We start from the raw sequence: 15,878 nt of genomic DNA on the forward strand, positions 1-15,878 counted from the left end.
TTAAAGCATGCCGACTCACCCGCAGCTTCCCACACCCGATCACGACCCCTTTGCTTATCTTGAGGAGCTCTCAGTAGAAAACGCTGCCTGGGCAAACCGGCGTAGCCGGGAGTCCCTGCACAATTTTGCCGGCGCCCGCTTTGAGAGACACCTCCACCACGCCGATCGCATTCTCTCGGCAAAAGACAAGCTGGTGGTGGGTACCCGCCGCGGCGACTACGTCTACGATTTTTACACCGACGGCCCCCACCCCCGCGGGCTTTGGCGGCGCACCGGCAAAGCCTCCTACGATGCCTGGACAGACGAGATGAGCGAACCGGAATGGGAGACCCTCCTCGACATAGCCCAACTGGGTAAGGAGGAGGGACAATCCTGGGTCTACGGCGGAATGAAAATCTGCCGTGACGGCTACAGCCGCGCCCTGGTCACCCTGCGTCCCGGAGGATCCGACACCAACCTTATTCGGGAATTTGACCTGGTGACCAAAAAATTTGTTGAAAACGGTTTCACCAAACCCCTCAGCAAGGGGGACATGCGCTGGCTCAACCGGGATACAGTGCTACTTGCCCACGACAGCGACGGGTCGACAACCCGCGCCGGCTACCCCTCAAGGGTGCTCCTGTGGAAGAGGGGGCAGAAGATTGAACACGCGCGGGTGCTGCTTGAAGGGGCGCCGGCGGATATGGCGGTGGGCGGGCAGAACTTCAACCTGCCCGGTTTTGAAAAAACAATACTGTACCGGGCCCGAAACTTCAGAGAATTTGAGCTGTTCGATATGAACCGCACAAACTATGAGCTCACACCGATGAACGTTCCGGCTACCGCTACCTGCGGGGTGGCCCGCGACTGGCTGACCGTTCACCTGCGCGAGCCCTGGGAGCTTGACGGCAGGGTTTTCCCCCGCGGCTGCCTGCTGGCCCTACCCTACCGGGACGCCCTCGGCCAGCCCACCGCCGCCGCGGTGCGGGTACTCTTTGAGCCCACCGCCGAATCATCACTGCTTGACTACACAACGGTGCGAAGCGGGATCGTGCTCACCGTACTGGACAGGGTGCGCACCCGCCTCTTCTTTGCCGAGGATACCCCCGCTGGCTGGCAGCTGCATCGGCTCACCCCGGCCCTGGGGGAGTTCGACACCGTGCGCGTGCAGGCTATCAATCCCGAAGCCCGCAATAGCGTTCACCTGATTGTCAGCGGTTTTCTTACCCCTCCCACCCTCTACCGGGGTAGTTTTGTTGGCGGCTTTGGGGCGGAAAATTTTACCCTGCATCAGCTACGCCGGGTACCGCACCGGTTTGATACAGCCGGTCTTGAGGTGCGGCAGCGCTGGACCCCGTCCGAGGACGGCACCCCGGTACCCTATTTTGCCGTGGGATCGGCGGCGGCCCTGGACGGAACATCACCGGCCCCCACCCTGCTGACAGCCTACGGTGGTTTTGAGGTGTCACAGATTCCCGGCTATTCGGGTCTGATCGGTAAGGGGCTGCTGGAGAGAGGCTATGTGTACGCGGTAGCCAATATCCGCGGCGGCGGAGAGCTCGGCCCGGCCTGGCACCAGGCGGCACTGAGAGAGAAACGACACCGGGCGCACGAAGATTTTGCCGCTGTCGCCGCCGACCTGGTCTCCGCGGGTATGACCACCGTGCCGCAGCTTGCCGCTATGGGCAGCTCAAACGGGGGCCTACTCATGGGCAACATGTACACCCGCTACCCCCGGCTTTTTGGGGCAATAGTTTGCCGGGTGCCGCTCCTCGATATGAAGCGCTATTCGCACCTGCTCGCCGGTGCCTCCTGGATTGCGGAATACGGTGATCCTGACACCGATGACTGGAGCTTTCTCCAAAAATTCTCTGCCTACCACCGGGTCAACCCGGAAGATATCCACCCCACCATGCTCCTGACCACCTCAACCGGCGACGACAGGGTACACCCCGCCCACGCCCGCAAGTTTATGGCGCTTCTAGAATCGCTGGGGAAACCGGTACACTACTTTGAAAATGCCGAGGGTGGGCACGCCGGCGCCGCGGATATTAAGCAGCGGGCACTTCTTTACGCCATGCTTTTTACCTACCTGGACAACGCAATATTTCCCGAGCACCGGCGGCTTCCCCGCTAGGGCTTACTATCCTCGTCGGGAGCAGCGGGGAAACCGTAGCCGGTGTCTCCGCGGGCTTCCCCGCCCGGTTCACCGGGGCTGACCGGTTCGGACTGCCCGGCGAAACCGTAGTTGCGCAGCTGCGGAGGAACCCAGCCGCTAAAGAGGGTGTCAGAGATGGTACGATCCCGCGAAACCGCGGGCTCCTTCTCCACGGTGGAGACAATACCCCAGTGCTGGTTCTCGGCATCCTCCGGGTAGGTGGCCATAAAGTCGCTTGCCTGGATCGGGTCCGCCCAACCGGCGGCGGGCTCGGCGGCAGGAGCCATCGACAGCGGATAATCGGGGTTGCGCTTGGGCCGCCAGATCAGCCTACCCGGTTCAGACCGGTCCCGCAGGGCATGGGTGCGCCAGGTGAGAGCCGGGTGCGAGAGGTTAAGGTTTGCAAGCCAGGTGAAGAAGCCCCGCTCATACACGGCGCGGTTAGCGAACTCATCGGTGTTAACCTCGCGGTTGAGGTACTTGCCTGAGGCCAGCACACTCATGGCCTCAAGACCACCCTGCGGCGAGAGCCTGTAACCAAAGTTGTCAGCGGTGTACTCCTGGGCTCGGGAAAGGATTGAACCGGCGTAGGGGATCGACGAGAAAAAAGACGTAAAGAGCAGACGAAAATACCCCACGTGGCCCGCAGCGATGTGGCCCACCTCGTGGCCAATAATAAAGCGCAGCGCCTCGGGGTTGCGGGCTTGACCACCCACCTCAAAAAGATCCGAATAGATCGCAACAAAGCGGCGGTGGCCGTGGCCGGAAGCGAAGGCGTTAATGGCGCCGTTACCGAGCACCACATAGGCGTCGGGCACCCGGCGAAGACCGGCCGAGCGGGCAGCCTCCACCACCATCTCGTAAGCCTCGGGAAACTGGGTGGGAGTAATCCGCACCCCGGACAGGCGCATCTGCGCGTACTGCAGGGCGCGCATCCAGAAAATAGCGAGCGGCAGGTAGACCGCCAGCAGAATAATATTCCCGACGACACCACCCACATCTGTCGTGTAGTAGCTGCTACTGAGGGTATTGACGATCTCACCCCACAGAAGGAACCCGGCCCCCACATAGGCCACCAGGGTCACCAGATAGGCCACCACCAGCCAGGGGATCTCACCGGGGTGCCTCAGCGCGTTGAGGTAGCGGAAGGGGAGCAGGGACTGATAACCAAAAAGCCTAGGCGGGGGCAGGGGAGAAGACGGTGTCTGCCGTTTATCTTCGGGTAACCAGCCCCGAGAAAGGTCATTGGGCAGGGGAGTCTGGGCGGGGCCGTAGCCGGGTGAGGCGGCACTGCCGCCGTCGGCGGTGTGGGGGCCAAAACCGTAGGGTTGGTCCTGGGGAGGCTCATGCGGTGGTTGCGACATCGTACTCCTTAAAGACTAAGCATAGGAACTTTCCGCCTATAACCCTAACAGGTTCCGGCCCCGCTCACTCGGCAAAGACGTGTGGGCGGCGCAGGTCTAGAGGCCCTCCACAATCCTGAGAGTGGCCTCAGCAATCGCCTTCTCCTCATTGGTGGGAACCACCAGCACGGCAACCGCCGAATCCTGACTGGAAATAATGCGGGGGTTATCCCCGCGCTCAGCGTTGAGTGCGGGGTCAAGCTCAATCCCGAGCGCACCGAGACGATCCACCGTCTGCTGGCGGAAGGCCGGAGAATTCTCGCCGATTCCGGCGGTAAAAATGAGCGCCCGCATACCGCCAACAGCCACATGGTAGCCGCCAATATATTTGGCCAGACGGTAGGTGGCCATATCCATAGCCAGCTGGGCGCGGCTATCACCCTGTTCCTGAGCCTCTTCCACCTTACGCATATCGTTAGAACCGGCAATAGCGAGCAGGCCGGACTCGTTGTTGAGGATCGTGTTCAGCCGGGCCGCATCCACCTCGGGGTTATTCTGAAGGTAAGAGGTCAGTACCGAGGGGTCAATATCCCCGGTGCGAGTACCCATCACCAGCCCAGCTAGGGGGGTATACCCCATGGAGGTATCAACGGACACCCCTCCCCGAACAGCGGTCACCGAGGCACCGTTACCCAGGTGGGCAACCACAGCATTGAAATCATCCCGGGCAACACCGAGCAGGTCCGCGGCAATACCGGTCACATAGTCGTGGCTGGTGCCGTGGAAACCGTAGCGGCGAATACCGTAGTCGGTATAAAAATCCTCGGGCACAGCATAACGCCAGGCGAACTCGGGCATAGTGCGGTGGAACGCGGTATCAAAAACAACCACCTGCGGCAGCGCCGGCCACTTGCGGGTCACCGCCCGCAAACCTTTAACGTGGGCCGGATTATGCAGGGGAGCCAGCGGCGATAGTTCCTCGATAATGTCAATGGTGTCGGCATCAACGAGCGCCGGCTCAGAGAAACGCTCACCACCGTGGACCACCCGGTGCCCCACGGCACCAATCTCACGGTCACCCAACTCCTCGTCGAGCCGGCTAGCCATGATTTCCAGGGCGGCGTCGTGGTCGGGTATATCCACCCCAATATTTTCAATCAGCCCTTTGGTGACCACGGCTTCATCGCCGTCAATATCGGTATCGCGCACCTGGTATTTAATGGAGGAGGAACCACAGTTCACAACAAGAATAAGCAAGGAGTTTCCTTCGTTTGGTTAGTGCCGCTAGGGCAGAATGACAACAATAAACTATGAGGTATACGGTTGCCCCGCACGGGGCCGGGCAACCGTATCCGGCTCAGCTGCTCTCTAGAGAGTCTGCGCCTGAATAGCGGTGATAGCAACGGTGTTGATGATGTCATCAACCGTGCAGCCGCGAGAAAGATCGTTGACCGGCTTACGCAGACCCTGAAGAACCGGCCCAACAGCCACCGCGCCGGAGGTCTGCTGAACAGCCTTATAGGTGTTGTTACCGGTGTTGAGATCGGGAAAGATGAAAACGGTAGCCTGACCCGCCACCTCGGAACCGGGTAGCTTAGACGAGGCAATAGACATATTCGAGGCGGCATCAAACTGGATGGGGCCCTCAACCGCGAAATCGGGTTCGGTAGCCTTGACCAGCTCGGTGGCCTCGCGCACCACATCAACATCGGCCCCCGCACCGGAGGTCCCGGTAGAATAGGACAGCATAGCAACCTTGGGTTCAACCCCAAACTGGCGGGCAGTCTCGGCAGATGCCTTAGCAATATCGGCAAGCTGCTCAGAATTGGGGTTGGGGTTGACAGCGCAGTCACCAAACACCAGCACCCGGTCCTCCATGAGCATGAGGAAGACAGAAGAAACAACCTTCACACCCTCACGGGTTTTGACAAATTCCAGTGAAGGCCGAATCGTGTTCGCGGTGGTGTTGACCGCGCCGGAGACCATGCCGTCCACCAGGCCCTTGTACACGAGCATGGTGCCAAAATAGGAGGGATCGGCCATGCGCTCGCGGGCCTGCTCAATGGTCACACCCTTCTTGGCGCGCAGCTGGGCGTAGGTAGCGGCAAAATCTTCGGTGTGCTCATTGTTCTCAAGGTCAATAATGTCAACACCCTTACCGACGGGCAGATCAATACCCTCAATCTGGCAGATCTTGGCAATCTTCTCGGGGTCGCCGATCAGCACCACATCGCAGAAATCACGGCGGGCAATAATCTCTGCCGCCCGCAGAATACGCACATCGTAGCCTTCGGGGAGCACGATAGAGCGGCGGTCTGCGCGAGCCTTCTCAATCAGATTGTGGAGGAAACGCAGCGGAGTCATGGAAACCGGCCGTTCCAGCTCTAGCCGCTCCAGCAGTTCGTCGGGGTCGACGTTACGGGACCACTCGCCCAGGGCGGTCGCAATTTTACGGGGCTGACCGCTGGAGAGGGACCCCGTCACCCGCGACACCGCGCGCCCGGCCTTGAAGGTATCGAGGCCGGTGTTAAAAACGGGGAAGGGTGCACGCTCGGTCAGCGAAGCCAGTACCGGTGACTCGGTGGGGTCGCCCAGCCCCCCGGTCAGCAAAACCGCCGAGGGGGCGGGGAAAGACGGTGAAAGCGCAGAAGCTAGGGTGGCGACCACCACGTCGGTGCGGTCGCCGGGAACAATCACAAAGTCGCCGTCGGCAAACTGGTTGAGAAAGTTTGCCACGGTCATTGCCGCGATCTTGACATCGTGAATATCGCGGTTGAGGTCTTCGCTGGTCAGACCCTCACTGCCGAGCGTGAGAGACTGCACCACCTCGGCGACACTGGGTAGGGAGAGCTCGGGAATTTCGGGTAGCACGTAGACCGGCCGGTTAGAGGGGCCGCGTTTGGCTGTTTTCGCAATCTCATCACGATATTCGGGGCGGCAACGGTTAACCATGATGGCCAGGGTGTCCACCTTTGACGAGTTGAGCTCGGTGCGCGCCACATCGACGGCGTTAACGGCGTCCTGTACCGATGAATCTTGGGCACCGATAATAGCGATAACGGGTAGCCCGAGGTCGCGGGCGAACTGGGCATTGAGATCGAATTCTGCTGTGACCGCGTTGTGGGCTAGCAGGTCGGTGCCGTCAACAATGATCACATCGCACTCATCGGCCATCTCCGAGTAGAGGGACACGGCAAGTGAGGACATCTCGTCGTGTTTGCCCTCGGCTAACAGCTCGCGGCAGCGTTCCAGAGAGACCCCGCCCCGAGCCTGGAGCGCGCTCAGGCCGAAGGTGCGGCGCATGAGCTGAATCATGGGGTCCTTGCCCTCTTCATCTCCGGCAAAGACCGGGCGGAAGAATCCCACGCGGTCGGTTCTCTTGATGAGAGAGTCGGCCAGTCCCAGGGCAACCAGGGATTTGCCTGACTGCGAGGTCATTGCGGAGAGGTAGATACCGGTAGTCATGATCGGGTGTACTCTCTTTCTGGCTGCCCTGCACGCGAGCACCACAGCCGAGTTATTTTTATCCTCTGCAATTTTATGCTGTTTTCGGCTGAGACGGTATATGGCGGCCGGGGCGTGTAGGTCACGTCCGGTGCTGGCACGCTCGACCCACCGGGCGGTAGTCTTATATGCATGTTATTTGCGTTCTCGCTGGCCCCCACGGGCGGCAATTTTGAAGACGGCTCCGTGCACAGCGCGGTGGCTGAGGCGGTTCGTGTCGTCAACGAATCGGGTCTACCGCACGAAACCAACTCCATGTTCACGCTGATCGAGGGCGACTGGGATCAGTGCATGGAGGTCATCAAACGCGCCACCGAGGCTGTGACCGCCGTGGCTCCGCGTGTTTCCCTGGTGCTTAAAGCCGATATACGCCCCGGTCATGACTCGGGAGAAATAACCGGTAAAGTAGAGCGGCTCAACCGGGCCCTCTAGCTTCTTGAGCGGCTGGAAGAAACGTGGCTAAAAGCAGAAAAAGGCGCCCCGTAGCAGCTACCGGGCCGCGGGAGGGCACCTACACCATATCCACCGGAACCGCCGAGCTTATCTCGGACGACTACACCCCCGACGGCTGGGTGCTCGAAATCAACGGTATGGAATCTTCCCACATTGTTGTGGGCCGCCCGCGCGAACTCGACTTTGAGTACATGCGGTGGCTGGCCGCGATCGTTGAGGTCCATGTATCCGGCGGTCTCGACGAGAGCACGCTGCGGATAACCCATCTGGGCGGTGGCGCCTGCTCGCTGGCGCGATACTTTGCCGACCTGTACCCGGGATCCCGCAACACCGTGGTGGAGCTAGACGCCAAACTGGCCGCCTACGTGAGGCAGTGGTTTGATCTCCCCCGAGCACCCTCGCTCAAGATTCGGGTGGGGGAGGCGCGCGCCGTCACCGAGACGTTCGCCCCGGCGTCGCGGGACATTATTATCCGCGATGTATTCTCCGGCTACACCACGCCCCTCCCGCTTACCACCCTGGAGTTCACGAAGATAGCCGCCGGAGCGCTGTCGAGCGGGGGCCTGTACGTCATCAACTGCGGAGACAACCGCGACCTAGCCGGTGCCCGCGCCGAGGCGGCGGCCCTCACCGCAGTATTCCCCTACACCTGCGCGGCGGCAGACCCCGCCATGCTGAAGGGCCGCCGCCGGGGCAACATTATTCTTGCCGGCTCGCCGGTGCCGCTGCCCCGATCCGGTGAAAACGCTACCGCCCAGCTCGCCAAGCGACTACTCGCCGGGGCAGTGCCGGCCCAGTACCGGGACGACTCCTGGGTACGGGCCTTTGCCCGTAGCGCCTCACCCCGCCGAGACAGGGTGCCCGGACCCGATCTGGGGAGGCTGGACCGGCAACTTCGCCACTAGGCTACATTAGCGGCCCAGCCACCCCTCAATGACCCCCATACCAAAGAAGACCATAAACGCCGCCGCAACAAGATACATGATGGGGTGCACCTCGCGGGCCCGCCCCTGCACCGCCCGAATAAAGCAGTACGAGATGAAACCGGCGCCGATACCGTCGGCAATCGAATAGGAGAAGGGCATCATCACGATGGTGAGGAAGGCCGGAATACCCAGTCCCCAGTCAGTCCACTCAATGTGCACGGCCTGGCGGACCATCAGAAACCCAACCACCACCAGGGCGGGAGCTACGGCCTCAAAAGGTACCACGTTCACCAGCGGCGAGATGAACACGGCCAGCAGAAAGAGGACGCCGGTGACCACGTTGGCGAAACCGGTGCGGGCACCCTCACCGATACCGGTCGCCGACTCCACATAGATCTGGTGGGCGGAACTCGAGGAGCCACCGCCGAGCACGGAGCCGGCAGCGTCGAGCAGTAATACCCGGTCAATATTTTTGATGGTGCCGTCGCGGTCGACTGTACCGGCCTCGGTGGCCAGCCCCTGAGAGGTGCCCATAACATCGAAGAAAACGGCGAGGAGTACCGCAAACATCAGCATGGTTGCGCCCAGCCCGCCCATCGAGCTTGCGGAAAAGGCACCGAACATATCGACGGAGCCAATCAGCGAGAGATCCGGTGTACCCACCCAGCTGGAGGGGACCGCGGGAACCACCAGGGACCAGCCGGTAGCCGTCTCGGTTGACGACCCCGAGGGAAAGAGGGATTCCAGAGCTATGGCCAGAATAGTGGAGGCAATCACCGAGATAAGAATTCCACCGCGCACGTTGCGGATAAAGAGGGCGATAGTGAGAAAAAGCCCGAAGAAGAAGACCAGCAGCGGCCAGCCGATAAAGTCTCCTCCGACACCCAGGGACACGGGTACGGTGGTTCCGGCAGAATCCGGCATCCGGCGCACTACCCCGGCGTTGACCAGGCCGATAAAGGCAATAAAAATACCGATACCCACCACGATTGCTGTTTTGAGTGACGCCGGCACCGCGTTAAAAACGGCGCGGCGGAAACCGGAAAGTACCAGGATCGCCATCACAATACCCGCCCAGACGACGAGCCCCATAATCTGCGGCCAGGTGAGGTTGGGGTTGGTGGCGATGGTGGAGGCCAGCAGGGCGTTAACGCCCAGGCCGGCGGCCATGGCAAAGGGCTGATTGGCCCACATCCCCATGAGGATGGTGAGAATACCGGCGATGAGGGAGGTGGCTGCGGCAACACGTTCCACGCCCAGGGTGTTGCCGGAGGCATCGGGGCCCAGCCCCAAGACCAGCGGGTTGAGTACCACAATATAGCTCATGGCAAAGAAGGTGGCCAGGCCGCCGCGGAATTCGGTGGCCAGGGTTGAGCCGCGTTCGGTGATTTTAAAGAAGCGATCCAGCGCGTTTTTGGGGGCCGGTGTGTGTGCGGATGGAGCCGCGGTGTTCTCAGAAGTCATTCGTTGAATCCGTAGTTACTCTCGTGTGAGGGGCTTTAAGCCCTAAAGAAATAAGCGCCCGCGGTAGGCGTAGCGCTTTTGTTACCTGTTTATTCTATGCCATGGGGTGCCCGTGGTGGGCAGTGATGACCGTGTTTTGGGGCAGGGCTTTGGGGTGGTGCAGAAAATTTTTGGGTTCCCCTCGGCGGCGCACGCCTGATACTGTTTAGGTATACCTAACTATGTTTTGAGGAGATACTTGTGACCGTTCCCCCCGCCGCCGAAGACCTGTCGTTTACTTCCCGGGCCCTCGTGAACACCTCACGCCCCGAACGCTACGCCAAGCAGCTTGTTGCGCATATGGGGCGGAAGGTCCCCGCCGCTGAGATCGAGTCCGGCCACCGGATTACCTTTGACCGGGACTCCACCTTTAACGGTTACGGCGACGTGCTGGTGACCGAGACGGACGGCTCCCCGCAGCTCGTGCTACTGGCCTATGCGCCCAGCGCCGAAAAACTGGAGAAGGTTGAGCGGGTGCTGGCCAGCCACCTTGAGAGGTTTGGGGAGCGTGATGGGCTGACAGTGAACTTCTCCCGTCTGCCCTAGGGGCCACCCTCTACGGGTGTGGTTTTATGATCGCTTCTCTGCCATACCGTCGGAAGAGAGGGTTTTAGCGGGTAAGTTGCAGAGAAATACGGTGCAAATTATCCGAATTCAGGGTATGAAACACAGCCAAAAGGTCACAAAACAACACCGAAGCCACCATAGACTTGTTCAGTACATATCGCCGGAAGCCCGCTTTCGGCCACAACCTAAGGAGTTCCCCCGTGAGTGCTGGAAATGCAGCCGCGTCTGTCGCGCAGAAGGTTAAGGTAACCTTCAAAACCATAACCGATCCTGCCCGTCGTCGTGTCGGCGTAGCGCTTTTTGCCGGCCTGCTCGGCGGGGCTCTCTCCGCCATCGTAAAATTTGGCTGGGAGACACCGCTTCCTCCGCGTACTCCCGAGCGCAACGCCACCAACCCGCCCCAGGCGCTCCTCGAACTTTTCGGCATGAGCCCGGAAACGAGCCACGCCACCTACACCTGGCTGGGCAACGACCTGCCCTACATGTCTTTCATCATCCACTTTGCCTTCTCCATCGTCTTTGCCCTGCTCTACTGCGCAATAGCCGAGTACTGGCCCAAGATCAAGCTCTGGCAGGGGGCGGCCATCGGCATCGTCATCTATGTTGCCTTCCACGTGGTGCTCATGCCCGCTATGGGTATTGTCCCGGCCCCCTGGGATCAGCCCTGGGAGGAGCACTTCTCAGAGTTCTTCGGCCACATTGTCTGGTTCTGGACCATTGAGGTGGTGCGTCGAGATATCCGTAACCGCATTACTCACGAACCCGATGCCGAATACCCGCTAGAGGCCCGATTCGTCTAGACGGGAGCCGGTGCCCTCCCACCATCGCCGTGCATACGGAAAGCTTCATCGGCGCCGGGTATGCCGTTGACCGGGCTACCCAGCACCGATCGGCGTGAGTAAACTTGAGGGCAGTGAAAAAATCAATCGGCCCGCGGCGTAGTCTGACCGCGTGCGGGCAGCGAAAGGAAGACCTGTGACCCAGACACGCCCTCTGCGCGTTGCCGTGATCGGTTCCGGCCCCGCCGGTGTCTACGCCGCGGATATCCTCACCAAAGCCAAAGAGGTCAAAGACGGCGAAGTCAAAGTTTCCATCGACATCTTTGACCGCTACCCTGCCCCGTTTGGCCTGATCCGTTACGGGGTGGCCCCCGATCACCCGCGTATCAAGGGCATTATTGGGGCCCTGCACAAGATCATGGACCGGGGAGATATTCGTTTCTTTGGCAATGTTGAATACGGCGTTGACCTCTCCCTGGAAGATCTGCGTGAGCACTACGACGCCCTGATCTTCGCCACCGGTGCCATCAAAGATGCCCCCCTCGACGTGCCCGGCGTTGATCTTGACGGCTCATACGGGGCATCAGATTTTGTCTCCTGGTACGATGCCCACCCCGACTATCCGCGCGAGTGGCCCCTGACGGCACGTGAAATTGCGGTACTGGGTAACGGCAATGTCGCCCTGGATATCGCCCGCGTACTGTCCAAGCACGCCGACGACCTACTGGCAACAGAGATTCCCGACCACGTGTACCGGGGGCTGAAGTCCTCGCCGGTGACCGACGTGCACATTTTTGGTCGTCGGGGCCCGGCGCAGATCAAATTTACCCCGCTGGAGTTGCGTGAGTTGGCCCATTCTCGTGATGTTGACATCGTGCTCTATGAGGAGGATTTTCAGTTTGATGCGGCCTCCCTGGAGGCCATGGAGAAAAATGCTCAGGTGAAGGTGATGACCAAGGTTCTGCGGGGCTGGTTGGAGGACCAGAAGGTGAGCGAGCAGACCGCTTCCCGACGCTTGCACCTGCACTTTTTGCAGTCGCCGGTCGAGATCCTGGGCGAAGACGGTGCGGTAGCCGGCATCAGGGTGGAGCGCAATGAGCTGGACGGCTCCGGCGGGATCCGGGGCACCGGCGAGTATGTTGATTACCCGGTGCAGGCGGTATACCGGGCCATCGGGTATTTTGGGTCAGAGCTGCCCGATGTTGGCTTTGACCCCGTCAAGGGTGTGATTACCAATGTCGAGGGCAGGGTTGTTGACACCGCGGGTGAACCGGTGCCCGGCCTCTACGCTACCGGCTGGATTAAGCGCGGCCCGGTGGGGCTGATTGGTTCCACCAAGTCCGATGCCCTGGAGACGGTGACTCACCTGCTCGAGGACCGCGAGAACCTCTATACCGCCACCGAGCCTGATGCTGACACCTTTGTGGATTTCCTGGAGTCCAAGGGTATCGAGTACACCACCTGGGAAGGCTGGCACCGGCTCGATGACCATGAAAAGGCGCTGGGTGCTGCCGCCCTGGATTCGGCCGGGGCACCGCGTCAGCGGGTCAAAGTTGTTGACCGCGACGAGATGGTTCGGATTTCACGCGGCCTGTAGGCCCGTATAGATACCGGCCCCCTTGCCGCCGGGGACTTCTACCGCCTCGGCTGCAAGGGGGATTGTCTGCTACCGGGTTGCCCGGGGCTGGCCCTCCGCGTATCCTGCCGCCGACTGGATACCCACGGTGGCGCGTTCGGAGAATTCGTCGAGTGTTGCTGCCCCGGCGTAGGTGAAGGAGGAGCGCACACCGGAGATGATGGAGTCGATCTGGTCTTCTACACCGCCGGCACCGTGGGGCAGATAGATGCGTGCCGAGGAGATCCCCTCCTCAAACATTTCTCTGCGCGCCCGCTCGAAGGCCGCGGTTTTGGAGTTCCGGTTTTCCACCGCCCGCCGCGAGGCCATGCCGAAGGATTCTTTGTAGTAGCGGCCGTCGGCGTCTTGAAGAACGTCTCCGGGTGACTCAAAGGTTCCGGCAAACCAGGAGCCGATCATCACGTTGGAGGCGCCGGCAGCCAGGGCGAGAGCGACGTCGCGGGGGTCTTTGACACCGCCGTCTGCCCACACGTGCACGCCGAGTTTGCGGGCTTCTTCGGCACATTCGAGTACGGCCGAGAACTGCGGGCGGCCCACACCGGTTTGCATGCGGGTGGTGCACATGGCCCCGGGGCCGACACCCACTTTGATGATGTCTGCGCCGGCTTCGGCGAGGTCCCGCACCCCGGCGGCGGTTACCACGTTGCCGGCGGCTATGGGTACTTTCGGGTTCAGGGAGCGCACCCTTTTGAGGGCCTCTATCATGGTTTCCTGGTGGCCGTGGGCGGTATCGACGACCAGGACATCCACGCCGGCGTCCAGCAGTGCCCGGGCACGTGTCTCAATATCACCGTTGATACCGATAGCGGCCCCCACCCGCAGGGCGCCGCGCGAGTCGATCGCCGGCTGGTAGAGGCTGGCGCGTAGTGCCCCCTTGCGGGTGAGAACCCCCACCAGTTGGCCGGCGGAGTCAACCACCGGGGCGAGTTTATGCGAGGCCCCGTGTAATTGCTCGAACGCGGTTTGGGCGTTCACGGTATCGGGGAGGGTCATGGGATCGGCGGTCATCAGGTTGGCCACCTGGTCAAAGTTGTCGCTGCCCCGCAGGTCCTTGTCGGTCACGATGCCCACGGGTACACCGTCTTCGACCACGATCGCCGCGCCGTGGGAGCGTTTGGGGATCAGGTGCTTGGTATAGCCGGCGGTGTGGTGCGGTTTGACGGTGATGGGGGTGTCAAAGATCAGGTGGGAGCTTTTGACCTGCTGCACGGTCTGGGCCACGATGTCGGTGGGTATATCCTGCGGGATGATTGCGATCCCGCCGCGGCGGGCCACGGTTTCTGCCATGCGCCGGCCCGCGACAGCGGTCATGTTCGCCACGATGATGGGGATGGTGGTTCCGGTGCCGTCTGAGGTGGTGAGGTCAACTCCCATGCGTGAGCCAACCTGCGAGCGTGACGGCACCATAAAGACGTCGGAGTAGGTGAGGTCTGTTGTAGGCATGTTGCCATTGAGGAATTTCATGCTCTCAAACATACCGTAGCTGAGGGTTGATGGCGCCGGGTTCTTAGCCTAGAGCTGATTTGCGGGTGCCGTTGTCGATGGGTAGCACTTTTTCTAGGTAGGGGTTGAGGAAGACTCCTTGGGGGTCGAGTTCTTCGCGGAGGGTGGAGAAGGAGCCGTATTCGGGGTAGAGACCCGCCAGCTCTGTGGATGTGAGCGAGTGCATCTGCCCCCAGTGCGGTCTGCCTCCGTGGGCTGTAAAGATTTCTTCGAGCAACCCAAAGTACTCTCTATAATCGCTTCGCCAGTATTCCCGGGCCGAGATAAAAACGGTTTCGCGGCCGTGGGCGGGTGAGAGCGGGATACTGTCGGCTGCGGCGGTGCGAACGATGAGAGGGAAGCTGGATCGTACCGTGCAGCTGTTGAGCCGGGAGTAGACCTCGGACATGACAGTGTTGAAATCGGCGAGGTCGAAAGCGTATTCCATGTTGTTCTGGTGCACGGTGCGGTTGAGGATAAAGACCGAGGGGGCCAGGTCCGCATAGCGGCGGTTTCTTTCGACGAGGTTGGCGGCGCGGTTGACCGCCCCCCGGGTGGCGGGGATTTTTGAGTTGAGAAAACTCGCGAGCTCAAAGATACCGTTGTTGATGGCGTAGTCGCGCCCGTGTCGGCGTGCCTGCGAAATGCGTGCTGACGATGGCATATATCCTTCGGTGAGGAGGGGCAGCCGGGTGAGCCTGCGGGTGCGCACCAGCCGTGAGCCGGGGTGCCAGGCGACCTCGTAGTGTTCTGCGTTGCGGGCGCGGTCGGTAAAGCTGTGCATGATTTCGTGGTAGTCGCGGTTGCGCTCTACCGCGTGTAGACGGAAGATGGGCACCACCCGGAAGGTGAGGGAGACCAGCACCCCCAGGGCGCCCAGGCCCACCAGTGCGGCCGAAAAGATGCGAGGATTTTGGCTGGGGGAGCAGGTGAGGAGTTCGCCGGTTGCCGTGATCATGGTGAGCCGGAGGACCTGCGTGGGGATGATGCCGAAGGAGAGGCCGGTTCCGTGGGTGCCGGTTGCTACCGCCCCCGCCAGTGTCTGCTGGCCCAGTCGTCCGAGGTTTTCAAAGGCGAGCCCGTAGGTGGCGAGGATTTTATTTGCCTGGTGCACCGTGGTGCCGGCGAGGAAGGTTGCTTCTCCGGCGGCGGTGTCGATGGAGGTGGCGCCCACCAGGTAGTCGAGGCTCATCATGGAGTCGGTGGGTTGGGCGATTGCTGAGGAGCTGCGGGAGGCGCCAACCACCTTGATGCGGCTCCCGTTGATTGCTGCTAGGGCGACGTGTTGTTGTGCTTCGGGGATAGACCGGGGGGTATATACACGGTTGGGGGTGGTGCTGTGCCGGTAGCCCCAGGTGCTCCAGTGTGTTTCAGACATGACTGTTGTGCTTTCGGGTTGGTCGTCGCTGGTTCTCTCATATTCTCATGTCCGGTGGGGTGGGGGGAGAAATTTTTCCTGTCAGCTGTGAGCCTCTGCCCGTGAGGCGTGCTTGTGTCGGTGTGCCGGTACGGCTATACCTAGAAGTGGCGGGGTTCTCCTTTACCCGG

12 protein-coding genes are annotated in these 15,878 nt (G+C 61.1%); 6 read left to right on the forward strand and 6 right to left on the reverse strand.

Going from position 1 to position 15,878, the window contains the following annotated elements; translation table 11 throughout:
- The first annotated feature begins 7 nt into the window (after positions 1-7).
- Positions 8-2,116, forward strand: a complete 2,109-nt coding sequence (locus tag ACS1BR_RS04440; RefSeq protein ID WP_463560416.1) for a prolyl oligopeptidase family serine peptidase — start codon at positions 8-10, stop codon at positions 2,114-2,116.
- Here the strand turns inward: ACS1BR_RS04440 and ACS1BR_RS04445 are convergent.
- The 3 genes from ACS1BR_RS04445 to pta all read right to left on the reverse strand — a co-directional run bounded on the left by ACS1BR_RS04445 (position 2,113) and on the right by pta (position 6,945).
- Complete coding sequence (locus ACS1BR_RS04445) at positions 2,113-3,501, reverse strand: M48 family metallopeptidase (protein ID WP_463560419.1); 1,389 nt, start codon at positions 3,499-3,501, stop codon at positions 2,113-2,115. The genes ACS1BR_RS04440 and ACS1BR_RS04445 overlap by 4 nt on opposite strands.
- A gap of 96 nt (positions 3,502-3,597) precedes the next feature.
- Positions 3,598-4,737 carry an acetate/propionate family kinase gene (locus ACS1BR_RS04450; protein WP_463560422.1) on the reverse strand — a complete coding sequence of 380 codons (1,140 nt, stop codon included), beginning with the start codon at positions 4,735-4,737 and terminating at the stop codon, positions 3,598-3,600.
- Between the two features lie 111 nt (positions 4,738-4,848).
- Positions 4,849-6,945: a phosphate acetyltransferase gene (gene pta / locus ACS1BR_RS04455; RefSeq protein ID WP_463560425.1), complete on the reverse strand. Its 2,097-nt coding sequence runs from the start codon at positions 6,943-6,945 to the stop codon at positions 4,849-4,851.
- A 171-nt stretch (positions 6,946-7,116) separates the two neighbouring features.
- On the opposite strand from pta, the gene ACS1BR_RS04460 reads away from it, so the two are divergent.
- Entirely contained in the window at positions 7,117-7,416 is a 300-nt protein-coding gene (locus ACS1BR_RS04460) for a thiamine-binding protein (protein WP_463560427.1), read from the forward strand.
- Between the two features lie 23 nt (positions 7,417-7,439).
- Complete coding sequence (locus ACS1BR_RS04465; protein ID WP_463560430.1) at positions 7,440-8,342, forward strand: spermidine synthase; 903 nt, start codon at positions 7,440-7,442, stop codon at positions 8,340-8,342.
- 6 nt (positions 8,343-8,348) lie between these two features.
- Here ACS1BR_RS04465 and ACS1BR_RS04470 read toward each other — a convergent pair whose 3' ends face one another.
- The gene (locus tag ACS1BR_RS04470) at positions 8,349-9,827 is read right to left on the reverse strand and encodes an NCS2 family permease (protein ID WP_463560433.1); all 1,479 of its coding nucleotides are present in this window, start codon (positions 9,825-9,827) and stop codon (positions 8,349-8,351) included.
- Positions 9,828-10,067: 240 nt separating this feature from the next.
- Between ACS1BR_RS04470 and ACS1BR_RS04475 the strand changes: the two genes are divergently transcribed.
- From ACS1BR_RS04475 to ACS1BR_RS04485, 3 genes are all read left to right on the forward strand, one after another.
- The gene (locus ACS1BR_RS04475) at positions 10,068-10,412 is read left to right on the forward strand and encodes a DUF2218 domain-containing protein (protein WP_463560435.1); all 345 of its coding nucleotides are present in this window, start codon (positions 10,068-10,070) and stop codon (positions 10,410-10,412) included.
- A gap of 221 nt (positions 10,413-10,633) precedes the next feature.
- On the forward strand, positions 10,634-11,233 hold the full coding sequence (locus tag ACS1BR_RS04480; protein ID WP_463560437.1) for a YagU family protein: 600 nt from the start codon (positions 10,634-10,636) through the stop codon (positions 11,231-11,233).
- Positions 11,234-11,408: 175 nt separating this feature from the next.
- The gene (locus ACS1BR_RS04485) at positions 11,409-12,809 is read left to right on the forward strand and encodes an FAD-dependent oxidoreductase (protein WP_463560439.1); all 1,401 of its coding nucleotides are present in this window, start codon (positions 11,409-11,411) and stop codon (positions 12,807-12,809) included.
- Positions 12,810-12,878: 69 nt separating this feature from the next.
- Here the strand turns inward: ACS1BR_RS04485 and ACS1BR_RS04490 are convergent, their stop codons facing one another.
- Positions 12,879-14,312: a GuaB1 family IMP dehydrogenase-related protein gene (locus tag ACS1BR_RS04490; RefSeq protein ID WP_463560441.1), complete on the reverse strand. Its 1,434-nt coding sequence runs from the start codon at positions 14,310-14,312 to the stop codon at positions 12,879-12,881.
- A gap of 43 nt (positions 14,313-14,355) precedes the next feature.
- A complete protein-coding gene (locus tag ACS1BR_RS04495) occupies positions 14,356-15,708 on the reverse strand; it encodes a D-arabinono-1,4-lactone oxidase (protein ID WP_463560443.1) in 1,353 nt (450 codons plus the stop codon).
- Positions 15,709-15,878: the final 170 nt, after the last annotated feature.

The organism is Rothia sp. 18CD1-1 (genome assembly GCF_055285355.1).

Coding starts and splice junctions, on each gene's coding strand:
- ACS1BR_RS04440 (WP_463560416.1), top strand. CDS start 8: ATGCCGACTCACCCGCAGCTTCCCACACCCGATCACGACCCCTTTGCT.
- ACS1BR_RS04445 (WP_463560419.1), bottom strand. CDS start 3,501: ATGTCGCAACCACCGCATGAGCCTCCCCAGGACCAACCCTACGGTTTT.
- pta (WP_463560425.1), bottom strand. CDS start 6,945: ATGACTACCGGTATCTACCTCTCCGCAATGACCTCGCAGTCAGGCAAA.
- ACS1BR_RS04460 (WP_463560427.1), top strand. CDS start 7,117: ATGTTATTTGCGTTCTCGCTGGCCCCCACGGGCGGCAATTTTGAAGAC.
- ACS1BR_RS04470 (WP_463560433.1), bottom strand. CDS start 9,827: ATGACTTCTGAGAACACCGCGGCTCCATCCGCACACACACCGGCCCCC.
- ACS1BR_RS04490 (WP_463560441.1), bottom strand. CDS start 14,312: ATGAAATTCCTCAATGGCAACATGCCTACAACAGACCTCACCTACTCC.
- ACS1BR_RS04495 (WP_463560443.1), bottom strand. CDS start 15,708: ATGTCTGAAACACACTGGAGCACCTGGGGCTACCGGCACAGCACCACC.